The organism is Komagataeibacter melomenusus, from assembly GCF_013155395.1.
Classification (GTDB): domain Bacteria; phylum Pseudomonadota; class Alphaproteobacteria; order Acetobacterales; family Acetobacteraceae; genus Komagataeibacter; species Komagataeibacter melomenusus.
Genome location: NZ_JABJWC010000009.1, coordinates 1 through 12,021 on the forward strand (window position 1 = coordinate 1; position 12,021 = coordinate 12,021).

At 65.3% G+C, this 12,021-nt stretch carries 9 protein-coding genes and 2 pseudogenes; 3 read left to right on the top strand and 8 right to left on the bottom strand.

What is annotated here, in order from left to right:
- Positions 1–172: pseudogene (locus tag HNW77_RS05420) on the top strand (IS5/IS1182 family transposase); the annotation flags it as partial.
- Positions 173–230: 58 nt separating this feature from the next.
- Here HNW77_RS05420 and HNW77_RS05425 read toward each other — a convergent pair.
- From HNW77_RS05425 to HNW77_RS05435, 3 genes are read right to left on the bottom strand one after another with little or no spacing between them, the layout of a single operon-like run.
- Entirely contained in the window at positions 231–596 is a 366-nt protein-coding gene (locus tag HNW77_RS05425) for a hypothetical protein (protein ID WP_130730117.1), read from the bottom strand.
- 14 nt (positions 597–610) lie between these two features.
- Positions 611–1,780: a beta/alpha barrel domain-containing protein gene (locus HNW77_RS05430; protein WP_172155899.1), complete on the bottom strand. Its 1,170-nt coding sequence runs from the start codon at positions 1,778–1,780 to the stop codon at positions 611–613.
- Positions 1,781–1,812: 32 nt separating this feature from the next.
- Positions 1,813–3,216, bottom strand: a complete 1,404-nt coding sequence (locus tag HNW77_RS05435; RefSeq protein ID WP_172155901.1) for a class II 3-deoxy-7-phosphoheptulonate synthase — start codon at positions 3,214–3,216, stop codon at positions 1,813–1,815.
- A 308-nt stretch (positions 3,217–3,524) separates the two neighbouring features.
- On the opposite strand from HNW77_RS05435, the gene HNW77_RS05440 reads away from it, so the two are divergent.
- On the top strand, positions 3,525–3,869 hold the full coding sequence (locus tag HNW77_RS05440; RefSeq protein ID WP_172155903.1) for a hypothetical protein: 345 nt from the start codon (positions 3,525–3,527) through the stop codon (positions 3,867–3,869).
- Positions 3,870–4,049: 180 nt separating this feature from the next.
- On the opposite strand, the pseudogene gorA reads toward HNW77_RS05440, so the two are convergent.
- A pseudogene (gene gorA, locus HNW77_RS05445) lies at positions 4,050–5,451 on the bottom strand (glutathione-disulfide reductase).
- 128 nt (positions 5,452–5,579) lie between these two features.
- Positions 5,580–6,458 (bottom strand): ferredoxin--NADP reductase, encoded by an 879-nt coding sequence (locus HNW77_RS05450; RefSeq protein ID WP_172155905.1) that lies wholly within the window; start codon positions 6,456–6,458, stop codon positions 5,580–5,582.
- A 293-nt stretch (positions 6,459–6,751) separates the two neighbouring features.
- Between HNW77_RS05450 and HNW77_RS05455 the strand changes: the two genes are divergently transcribed.
- A complete protein-coding gene (locus HNW77_RS05455; RefSeq protein ID WP_172155907.1) occupies positions 6,752–9,220 on the top strand; it encodes a helicase-related protein in 2,469 nt (822 codons plus the stop codon).
- Positions 9,221–9,316: 96 nt separating this feature from the next.
- Here HNW77_RS05455 and serS read toward each other — a convergent pair whose 3' ends face one another.
- Genes serS through tatB form a run of 3 tightly spaced genes read right to left on the bottom strand, consistent with a single transcriptional unit; the run spans position 9,317 to position 11,959 of the window.
- Entirely contained in the window at positions 9,317–10,582 is a 1,266-nt protein-coding gene (gene serS, locus HNW77_RS05460; RefSeq protein ID WP_172155909.1) for a serine--tRNA ligase, read from the bottom strand.
- Positions 10,582–11,391: a twin-arginine translocase subunit TatC gene (gene tatC, locus HNW77_RS05465; protein WP_172155911.1), complete on the bottom strand. Its 810-nt coding sequence runs from the start codon at positions 11,389–11,391 to the stop codon at positions 10,582–10,584. Before tatC ends, serS begins: the two co-directional genes overlap by 1 nt.
- 7 nt (positions 11,392–11,398) lie before the next feature.
- Positions 11,399–11,959 (bottom strand): Sec-independent protein translocase protein TatB, encoded by a 561-nt coding sequence (gene tatB, locus HNW77_RS05470; protein ID WP_172155913.1) that lies wholly within the window; start codon positions 11,957–11,959, stop codon positions 11,399–11,401.
- Between the last annotated feature and the right edge of the window lie 62 nt (positions 11,960–12,021).

Genomic DNA, 12,021 nt, shown 5'->3' on the forward strand with positions numbered 1-12,021 from the left:
TCGTCTCGACAGACGCCCGTTCGATAAAGCCCTGTTCAAGGCGCGCCATCTCATCGAGAACTTCTTCTGCAAGCTCAAGGAGTTCAAGCGTATCGCCACGCGGAGCGACAAGACAGACAGATCATTCGCAGCGATGATTTATCTCTCCGCTGCAATCATCAATTCACGATAATTCCCAACAGGCCCTGAAAAAAGCTTCACCAAAAACTTTTCCCTGCCCTGCGGGGCTTTCAGGCCTCTTCCTCATCATCGCCCCGGCGGGGGTCGAAGGCACGCCAATCACGCTCCATGGGGGTGGCTGCATGGGCTGCGAAATCATCAAGTTCATTGGCCGAGCGCCAGCCCTGCTCGCCTGCTTCCAGCACCTCCGCGTCCTCGCCAAAGGCGAACCAGGCCTTGAGGATGTCGGCTGCCGAAAGCCCGGCCATGCGGCAGCGCTCGATGCTGTCGCGCACATAGGCGCGGGCAAAGGCATTGGCCTGGATCAGGTCGGGGAAGCCGCCCACCTCCTCGACGATATTGTCCTCGGCGCCACCTGACAGGTCGATGATGCGCACGCGCCAGCCGCCCTCGGGGGCAAAGATGTTTTCTGACAAGATGAAGCCTTTCGTTATTCCGGGTCGTGTGGCGTGCGGCGCAGCAGGAACTCGCGCCCCGCCTTGACCCGTGGCACGTCGTCATACGCCACGATATCCGCCGTGGCATAGGTCTCGGACCAGCGATCAGGGATGAACGAGCCCGTGCCGATCACATCCACCGGGGCATGGGCATCGGCCATGCTCAGGCATTTCTCCACGCTGAACCCCGATGAGGCGATGATGCGTACATGCGCGAAACCCGCCTCGTCCAGCACCTCGCGCATGCGCCAGATGGCGGCAGCCGAGACCCCGGTGCCCACAAGGTGGCTGAGTTCCTTGTCCGAGCGGTAGCGCCGGATGGTGCCCGGCGTGTGGCGCTCGAGCACGTCATAGGAAGCCTGCGGGTCCAGCCCTTCAAGAAAGCGGCCGCCATGCGTGTCGAGCCGCACGGCCAGCCGCCCCTGTGCCGCAAGTTCGGGGAAGTGCCGGCATACCTCCAGCGCATCCGTCACCTCGCGGCCAAAATAGTCAACCAGCACCACCAGGTCCATGGCGGGATAGACCTCATGGAACATCTCGGCCGCCCGCAGGGTCGAGCCCGCATAGCCCACCAGCGCATGCGGCATGGTGCCCAGGCCGTGGGTGGTGCCAAAATAATGGGCCGTGGCGTCATTCGCGCCACCAATGAAGCCATGCGCCCCTTCCTTCTGGGCGGCATGGCTGCCAACGGAGGCGGCATAGGCCATCTGCTCCTGCATGCCAAAGCCCGCGCAATGGCGGGCCTCCATGGCCAGAAAGCGCACATGGGGCAGCGCCATGGCCATCTGGTAGGCATTATGGGCCGCGACACAGGCCGGGCCGAGGCGCTGGAGCAGCAGTGTCTCGAGCGGGGCAAGGGCTGCAAACGAGCCGGTTACGTAGGCCAGCGGCTCACCCGCCCCCACCCATGTGCCCTCGGGGTAGAGAAGCGTGGTGTCAATGGTGATGCCGCGCGCACTACCAACTGCGCGCAGCCACTCGGTCATGAGCCGGGGGGCGGAAATGACCGGGCGGCGCAGGAAGACGGCATAGGTCACCTTCCTGTCGCCAAAATGCTCCACAATGGCGCGCGTGCGGTTGAAATACGCATCCGTGCGGGCTGCGATCATGTCATCCGCAGCACTGGCAAGCCTGTCACGGCCTGCCGGTTCACCCTGGGTCATGTCCCCTCCCTTCCCGCTCCGGGGCGGCGGGGTCAGCGTGCCCCGCCAGCCATCCGGTGCATCCGCGTTTTCAGTTCCTCGGCCAGACGGAATGCCATCTCCAGCGACTGTTCCGCATTCAGGCGCGGATCGCAAAAGGTTTCATACCGCTCGCCCAGATCATCTTCCGTCAGGCGGTGGGCGCCACCGATGCATTCGGTCACGTTCTGGCCCGTCATTTCAAAATGCACGCCGCCGGGGCTGGCGCCCGCGGCCTCGAACACATCAAAGAAGCCGTGGATCTCGGAGAGGATGGCATCGAACGAACGCGTCTTCACACCCGTCGAGGTCGAACTGGTATTGCCGTGCATGGGGTCGCACAGCCACGTGACCGTGCGGCCGGTGGCCATCACCTTGTCGAGCAGCGGCGGCAGGTGGTCGCGCACCTTGCCCGCCCCCATGCGCGAGATGAGCGAGATGCGCCCGGCTTCATCCCCGGGGTTGAGAATGTCGAGCAGCTGCTCGAGGTCCTCGATGGTGGTGGAGGGGCCGACCTTGATGCCGATGGGGTTGCGCACCCCGCGCAGGAACTCGACATGCGCGCCATCGGGCTGGCGGGTGCGATCACCGATCCACACGAAATGGGCCGAGCAGTCATACCATTCGCCCGATGTCGAATCGATGCGGGTCAGCGCCTGCTCGTAAGGCAGCAGCAGGGCCTCGTGCGAGGTATAGAACTCGGTCTCGTCGATCTGGGGCGTGGTGGTGGCATTCAGGCCGCAGGCCGCCATGAAGTCCAGCGTCTCGCCGATGCGACCGGCGAGTTCGCCATAACGCTGGGCCAGCGGCGAGCGCTCGACGAAGCCGAGGTTCCAGCGATGCACCTCATGGAGGTTGGCATAGCCGCCGCTGGCGAAGGCGCGCAGCAGGTTCATGGTGCCGACCGACTGGAAGTAGCCGGTTTCCATGCGCCTGGGGTCGGGAATGCGCGCGGCCTCGGTGAAGTCGGAGCCGTTGATGATGTCACCGCGATAGGACGGCAGGGTCACGCCATCCTTGGTTTCGGTATCCGATGAGCGCGGCTTGGCGTACTGGCCTGCCATGCGCCCGATCTTGATCACCGGCACCTTGGCGCCAAAGGTCAGCACCACCGCCATCTGCAGCAGCACGCGAAAGGTGTCGCGCACGATATCGGCGGTGAATTCGCTGAAGCTCTCGGCACACGCGCCACCCTGCAGCACGAAGGCCTGCCCCGTGGCGGCCTTGGCCAGGTGGGCGCGCAGGCGGCGGGCCTCGCCTGCGAAGACCAGCGGCGGGTAGCGGCGCAGGCGGGCCTCCACGTCGCCCAGGGCTGTCTCGTCGGGGTATCGCGGCATCTGCCGCGCGGGAAACGACCGCCAGCTCTCCGGCGTCCAGGCCTGCCGGGAAGAACTGTTGTGGCTGTGCGTCGCACTCATGGGTCGGATCCTAATTCCTCTTGATACAAGACACTCCTTTCCGCCCACGGGCGGAAGGGCCGCCTTTATGTCGAAAAAACCACCATATGGCAAAGCCTGTTCGCGGCGCTTTGTGATAGCAGGGACGGGACAGGCGCCATAAATGTTGCATGGCGGCCACAACTCAGGTGGCGCGCGCCCTCGTGGGGTCGTATTGCGCGGCGGGGGCACCCATATGTAAAAGAGGTATGGTTGGCCTGCCACGTCACCGCTTCCCTTAGCAAAAAAGCCTTGGCATGCTGCCCTCTCAGGTAAAAGGATTACGGATCATGGCCACCTCACGTGGGAAACTCATAACCGCCCTCTCGGCCGGGCTGTGCCTGTTGAGCGTGACGGCCATGGCCGCCCCGGCCAGCCAGGACGACGCAAACAGCCAGGATGAAGACCGGATGACCGTTCACGGCCAGCGCGGCCACCTGCCGCCCGGCTATGAGGAAGCGCCGTCGATGGAACTCAACCACGGCCCCGACCCCGACCATCTGGAGCATGTGCATCGTGACTCGGTTACGGGCACGGACCTGTCGCGCTTCGGCACGGCCTACCAGAGCAGCGGCATCAATGGCGATGGCCAGCTTGGCGATTCCACCGGCAATGGCTGGGTGGCCCCGCGCTGACACATTCAGCCGCCAGACATAAAAAAAACCGCTGCCGGGATGACCCGCAGCGGTTTTTTTATTGGGCAGAGCCTGTATTCAGATAAAAGTTTCTGGGAGCCGCCTTTTTCAAAAAGGCGGCATTCCTCCGTAGCTTTTTGAAAAAAGCTTCACCAAAAACTTTTACTGTTTTTTAACTTTTTAACCTGCGCTGCGTGGTGTCACGCGCGTGCGGGTGCGCATGGTCACGAATTCTTCCGCCGCCGTGGGGTGGATGCCGATCGTGCGGTCCCAGTCAGCTTTCTTCAGCCGTGCCGTCACGGCCACGGCCAGCCCCTGCATGATCTCGGGCGCGTCATCGCCCAGCATGTGGGCACCGACCACCACCTGGCTGGCCTGATCGACCACAAGCTTCATCAACGTGCGCTGCTCGCGCCCGCTCAGCGTGTTGCGCATGGGGCGGAAGCGGCTGACATACACATCCACATCCCCTTCCTTCGCGGCCTCCGCCTCGGTCAGGCCAACGCTGGACAGCGTGGGGGTGAAAAACACCGCCTTGGGCGTGGTGGCGTAGCACCATTCGCGCGGCGGGGCCTTGCCAAACAGGCGGTCGGCCAGGTTATGGCCCTCGGCAATGGCGACCGGGGTCAGGTTGAGGCGGTTGGTCACGTCGCCTATGGCGTAGATGCCGGGCACCGTCGTCTCGCTCTTGTCATCAACGATGATGCGCCCGTTCTCCTCCATCGCCACGCCAAGCTGCGTAAGCCCCAGCCCGGTCACCTTGGGGTGGCGGCCGGTGGCGAAGAAGACGCAGTCGGTCTCGATGCGGGTGCCGTTATCAAGGCTGACAACGAAACTGCCATCGGCCTGTTTTTCAATGGCGGTGGGTGAAGCCGCCACGTGCTGGCGGATGCCACGCAGGTCGATCGCATCATGCAGGGCGTGGCGCAGGTCGGCGTCAAAACCACGCAGCGGCAGGTTCTGGCGGTAAACCAGGTCCACCGTCGAGCCAAGCCCGCGGAAGATACCGGCAAACTCCACGCCGATATAGCCCCCCCCCCACCAGGCACACGCGGGCGGGACGCTCTTCAAGGTGGAACGCCTGGTCGGACGAGATGGCATATTCCACGCCCGGCAGTTTGGGCAGGGTGGGCGTGGAACCGACCGCAATGACGATGCGCGCGGCCGTGACACGGCGCGGGGCCTCATGCGGGGCGAGTGGCGAGGGGTCGATGCGCAGGGTGTGCGCGTCCTCGATGGTGGCATGGCCGGTAAACAGGGCCACGCCAGCCTTTTCCAGCATCGTGACATAGATGCCGTTGAGCCGGGCGATCTCGCGGTCCTTGGCAGCGATGAGCGCGGCCCAGTCATTGTGGCCGCGCTGCGTGTTCCAGCCAAAGCCGTGGCTGTCATCCACCCAGTCGCCATAGTCGCTGGCCTGCACCATCAGCTTCTTGGGCACGCAACCCAGATTGACGCAGGTGCCGCCCCAGTGGCGGCTCTCGGCTACGGCAACCCGCGCCCCGTGGCTGGCGGCAATGCGCGCGCAGCGCACGCCGCCGGAGCCCGCGCCAATGACGAACAGATCAAAATCATAACTCATGCCGGTTGTGCATCCTGTCTCGGCCGGACGGGACACAGCACGCCGCATTCCGGCAATGACCCGCCCTGCGCGGGGCGGGGGCTATAAAAAACCCCGGCCATGGCAAATGGCCGGGGGTGTGGGCGGGATCAGCGCTCGGCGAACGCCTTTTCCACCACGTAGGCGCCGGGGTGGGAGTTGTTGCCCTCGTCGAAGCCGCGCTCCTGGAGCAACTTCTCGGTATCGGCCAGCATCTCGGGCGAGCCGCAGATCATCACGCGGTCATGCTCGGGGTCGAGTGCGGGGATGTTGAGATCGGTGAAGATCTTGCCCGTCTCGATCAGCTTGGTGATGCGGTCGGTCACGGCAAACGGCTCACGCGTCACGGCGGGGTAGTAGAGCAGCTTGCCCTTCACGTCCTCGCCGAGGAATTCATGCTCGGGCAGTTCGTGGCGGATGTGGTTGGCATAGGCCAGTTCACCCGAAATGCGCACCGTATGGCTCAGGATCACGTGCTCGTAACGCTCATAGCATTCCGGGTCCTTGATCAGGCTCATGAAGGGCGCAAGCCCCGTGCCGGTGGACAGGAAATACAGGTTGCGGCCCGGGCGCAGGTTATCAAGCAGCAGCGTGCCCACGGGCTTGCGGCCGATCAGTACCTTGTCACCCACCTTGACGTGGCGCAGGCGCGAGGTCAGCGGGCCATCGGGCACGGCGATGGACAGGAATTCGAGGTGGTCCTCGTAATTGGCGCTGGCAATGCTGTAGGCGCGCAGCAACGGCTTGCCCTCGACCTCGATGCCGATCATCGTGAACTGGCCGTTCTCGAAGCGCAGCGCGGGATCACGCGTGGTGGTGAAGCTGAACAGCCGGTCGGTCCAGTGATGCACGGACAGCACGGTCTCGGCATTCAGGTGGCCGTATTCCTTGGTGGGTTCGGCAAGATGGAACACGCCGGACTGCCCCTCAACCGGGGCGAGGCCGGTGAGCATGGTCTCACTGGTTGGCATAATCAACGTATCGGACATCTGGTTATCATTCTCCCGGCTGGATATGACGCAGACACAGGATTTCCTGAAACATGCGCCGCCCACAACGATATGGCTAAGGCGGGCATGTTTAGGCCATCCACAACGTGGATTTCCAGCACAAAACAAACATATCACGCGCCACGGGTGGCTGAACCTGCCGCATAAGGCCCGTTCTACGGCACGCCTGTCACGCAAGGCGCGTACGATGGGGGCTTCTATTCAATGATTTCCCCCACCGATGCAAGCCGGAGTCCATTGTCCCCGCCGCATGGATGACGCACATAGGAAACATGAGTTCAGAATTTTCCGATCGCGACGCGTCCACCGCAGCCCCTGCCGCGCTGGCGCTCGATGCCGCCATCGCCGCCACCGGCCTGCATGTTGAAACCCGCGAGCGCCCCAAGCTCGAGCGCGTGATCGCCCGCAAGCTGGCCCCCGGCACCGAGCGCGTGGATGACGCGACCTTCCGCGCCGCCCTGTGTACCGTGCGCCGCAAGCCGTGGGGCTCGCGCCTGATGGACCTCACCCGCCGGGCAGGGCAGGTGTGGGTTACCCGCGCGGATACCGAGGCTGCGGCAAAAACGGTCGATACCCCCGAGCCGGACGATGCCACCCTGCTCGCGGCGCTGACGCCCGTGCTGCATGAAAAACTGCGCACCCAGGGCGACACGCCACAGCAGGCGGTGGAGAACATCCGCTCCGACCTGTTCGATGGCACGGGGCGCATGCTCTCGCCCGGTGAACTGCGCACCCTGGCGCTGGCGGTGGCCGATGCCTTTGCCCTGGCCGACCCGGCCGCCTTTGCCGCCAGCCTCGATGCGGCGGAAAGCAGTCGCCGCGACCGCGATGCCCGCATAGAGGACACGGCGCGCACCCGCCGGCGCGAGGAAGTCCAGCGCCTGCGCGATTGGGAAAAGAGCCTCGTGCCCTTCAGCGACGTGCCGGGCCTGCTGCGCTGCTCGCAGCGCGAGGCCCTACGCTGGATTGCCGAGAACCGCCTGCCCGTCGCCCGCCGCGTGCCGCAGGCGGGTGGGCAGGAACGCTGGGAGTTCGACCCCTCCGAACTCATGGCCCTGCGCCAGAACCTGCCCGCGTGGCGGCGCGAAGGACCGGAGGGCGACAAACGCGCACCACTGGCCCCCGACCTTGGCAACAAACGCGTGGGCAATGCCGTGATTGCGCAGGTGGCGGCGCTCGACCGCTACGCCGCCCACTTCCGCACCGCGCGCGCGCTCAACCGGCGCATCACGCTGGTTACGGGGCCGACCAACAGCGGCAAGTCGCACACCGCACTCGATGCACTGGCCCGCGCCGAAAGCGGGCTCGCACTCGCGCCGCTGCGGCTGCTGGCCCATGAGTTCCGCGAGTCGCTGACCGCGCGCGGCGTGCCGACCTCGCTCGCCACGGGCGAGGAACGCATCGACGTGCCCGGCAGCCGCCACCTTGCTGCAACAGTCGAGATGTGCCCGCTGAACAACCCGGTCGATGTCGCCATCATCGACGAGGCCCAGATGCTCACCGACCCCGACCGGGGCGCTGCGTGGACGGCGGCCATCATGGGCGCACCCGCGCGTCACCTGTTCATTCTCGGCGCGCCGGACTGCATCCCCATGGTCCGGCGCATTGCCGAACTGTGCGGCGACCCGGTGGATGAAATCCGCCTGGAGCGCAAAAGCCCGCTGGTCGCAGCCGAGCGCGCGGTCAGCCTGCCTGAGTTGCAGAAGCATGATGCGCTGATCGCCTTCTCACGCCGCGAGGTGCTCGACCTGCGCGCGCTGCTGCTGGCCCATGGCAAGCGGGTGGCGGTGGTGTATGGCGCGCTCAGCCCCGAGGTGCGCCGGGCGGAGGCGCAGCGCTTCAATAACGGCGATGCCGATATCCTGATCGCAACCGATGCCATCGGCATGGGGCTGAACCTGACCATCCGCCGCGTGGTGTTTGCGGCCCTGCGCAAATATGACGGCAACCAGACCCGCGACCTCAACCCGCAGGAGGTCAAGCAGATCGGTGGCCGCGCCGGGCGCTTTGGCAAGCATGAACAGGGCGTGGTGGCCGTGCTGGAGGGCGTGGGCAGCCCGTCCTTCATCCGCGCCATGCTGGACGCGCCGCCGCAGCCGATCGAGGACATGCGCCCGCAGGTGCAGCCCGATGCCGACATCGTGCAGGCGGTTGCCGCCGAGATCGGCTCCGACAGCCTGTTCGGCGTGCTGGTGCGCATCCGCCGCGCGGTGCTGCGGCGTGATGACCCCAATTACCGCCTGGCCAATATGGAGCAGGCCTTCGCCATCGCCACCGCCCTTGAAGGTGTGCCGGACCTGACACTGGCCCAGCGCTGGGTCTATGCCATGTGCCCGGTGGATGACCGTGACAACGGCATCCAGCGCCTCGTGCACTGGGCTGCGGACCACGCGGCGGGCAACAGCGTGCCGCCACCGGGCACGGGCCGCCTGCCGCCCGCCGAACGCGCCGAGCGCACGGAGCTTGAACGCGCCGAAAAGCGCCACAAGCGGCTGGTGGCGTGGCGGTGGCTGGCACTCCGCTTCCCCGAAGCCTACGTCAACCGCGAGGATGCGGAGGAAACCACGGCAAGGCTGAATGACTGGATCGAGGACGTGCTGCGCCAGCAGAGCGTGCGCGCGCGGGCCACATCCGCCTCCCCCTTCCGCCCCGACAGCCGCGCCAACCCGCCGGGGCGCAGGAGCGGCAACCGCGATGGCGCTCCCCCCAAAGGCAAGCGCCCCCACCGCAAAAGGCGCTGAACAGAACAGACGTTTTTGGTGAAGCTTTTTTCAAAAAGCTTCGAAAAGAAGCCGCTTTTTTGAAAAAAGGCGGCACCCAAAAACTTCTGATTTTCTTCAGCGGATGATGTCGATCCCGCCCATGTAAGGCCGCAGCACCTCCGGCACGGTGATGGTGCCATCCTCGTTCTGGTAGTTTTCCATCACCGCGATCAGCGTGCGGCCCACGGCAAGGCCGGAACCATTGAGCGTGTGCACGAAGGCGGGCTTGCCATCGGCCGCGCGGTAGCGGGCATTCATGCGCCGGGCCTGGAAGTCGCGCGTGGTGGAGCACGACGAGATCTCGCGCCACGCCTTCTGGCCGGGCAGCCAGGCCTCGAGGTCGAAGGTCTTGGCCGCGCCAAAGCCGGTATCCCCCGCGCACAGCAGCAGGCGGCGATAGGGGATGCCCAGCTTCTCCAGCACCATCTCGGCACAGCGGGTCATGCGCTCGTGCTCGGCATCACTTTCCTCCGGCGTGGTGATGCTGACCATCTCCACCTTCTGGAACTGGTGCTGGCGCAGCATGCCGCGCGTATCCCGCCCTGCCGCCCCCGCCTCGCTGCGAAAGCATGAGGAAAGCGCCACCAGCCTGCGCGGCAGCACGGAGCTGGGCAGGATCTGGCCCGAAACACTGGCCGTGAGCGGTACCTCGGCGGTGGGGATGAGCCAGCGGCCATCTTCGGTGCGGAAGGACTGGTCGGCAAATTTGGGCAGCTTGTCGGTGCCGTACATGGCCTCGTTATTGACCAGCACCGGCACGGCTGTTTCCTCATAGCCGTTATCGGTGGTGTGCAGGTCGAGCATGAACTGGCCCAGGGCGCGCTCCATGCGGGCCAGTGCGCCGCGCAGCACCACGAAGCGCGCCCCCGACAGGCGCGATGCGGTCTCGAAATCCATCAGGCCCAGCGCCTCGCCCAGCTCGAAATGTTCGCGCGGGGTGAAGCTGAATTCGCGCACCACGCCATTGCGGTGCACTTCCACGTTGGCGCTTTCATCCGCCCCATCGGGCACCGACGGATCAAGCTGGTTGGGCAGGCGCTCGAGCGTGCCGCGAATCTGGCCATCGAGTTCGGCAACCCGGGTCTGGAGTGCTTCCATCCGCGCCTTGCCATGGGCCACGCGCTCTTCAAGTGCTGCGGTATCCGCGCCGGATTTGCGCAAGGCCCCGATCTCTTTGGAGATCTTCTTGCGGCTGGCCTGAAGCTCCTGCAATTCGGTCTCGGCGGCGCGGCGCTCGGTGTCCAGCAGCAGCACGCCATCGGCCACGGCGGGCGCCCCGCGCCGTTTCAGGGCAGCATCAAAGCCTGCGGGGTCGGCGCGTAGGGCACGCAGGTCGTGCATCAGGGGGTCTCCTCGGTTTCTTCAGGCGGTCTGCGCGGCTCGACAAGGCGGGCGCAGAGAATGGAAATTTCGTACAGCCCGATCAGCGGCACGGCCAGGCCGGTCTGGGTAATGACATCGGGCGGGGTGAGAATGGCAGCCGCCACGAACGCGCCCACATAGGCGTAGCGCCGCACCTTCGCCAGCCCCCTTGACGTGACCAGCCCCACGCGGGCCATCAGCGTGAGCACCACCGGCAGCTCGAACGCCATGCCGAACGCCAGGATCAGCTTCATCACCAGCGAGAGGTATTCCGACACCTTGGCCTGAAGCTCGATCTGCAACCCGTCCTGCCCGTCCGCCGTCTGGAACGACAGGAAGAACTTCCACGCGGCGGGGAAGATGAAGTAGTAGGCCAGCGCGGCACCGATGGCGAACATGATGGGGGTGGCCACGAGGAAGGGCGCGAAAGCCCGCTTTTCGCTCTTGTACAGACCGGGTGCGATGAAGATCCATGCCTGCACCGCCACCATGGGGAATGACAGGCAGGCCGCGCCGAAGAAGGCGACCTTCATGTAGGTGAAGAAGGCTTCGTACAGCGCGGTATAGATCAGGTGCGGCTGCTCGCCCTTCTGGCGCATGATGTCGCCCAGCGGCTTGGCGAGGAAGAAGTAGATCTGCTCGGAATAGTAGTAGCAGACCGCAAAGCACGCCACGAACGACACCATCGACCACAGCAGCCTGCGCCGCAGTTCGACAAGGTGCTCGAGCAGCGGCATGGGCTGGTCATCAATGGCGTCCGGGTTGGGGCTTTCGTCTTGGGCGTCCATCGTGTTCCTATTCCTGCCCTGCGGGGTTCACGCCAACGCGCTGGCCACGGTGAATGACCCGGACTGGCGGCAGGAAGGCAGGGGGGGTAAGGCGCGGCAGTTCGGCGGCGATGCGCCGGGCGGCGCGGGGTGGCAGGAAATCGGGCGCATCGGGTGCGTCCACCTCCGCAGGGTCTGCATCGACAAGGGGCGGGATGTAGTGGCGTGAGGGAATGGCCTGCTCGGGCAGGGATGATGCAGGCGTTGTAACGGGTGCGGACATGGCGGACTGCGCCGCCTCATGCGTATCATCAAGCGAGCGGCGCAGGGCGCCATCGCCGTCAATGGCGCTCATGATCTTGTCGCGCACGTTCATGCGCTTGAGCTGGCCAAGCTGGTCGCGCGCCTCGGTCAGGTCGGCCTCGCGCACCATCTCATCCACATGCGACTGGAACTCGGTGGCAAGGCCGCGGGCCTTCTTGATCAGCCCGGTGACGGTGCGGATGGCGACAGGCATGTCCTTCGGCCCGATCAGCAGCAGGCCCACCACCCCGATCAGGGCAAATTCAGACCATGCGAAATCGAACATCAGCCGTTCCTTCCCTACCGCGCCCGCCCCTTGCGGCCCGCGCAGAACCGTACATCATCATC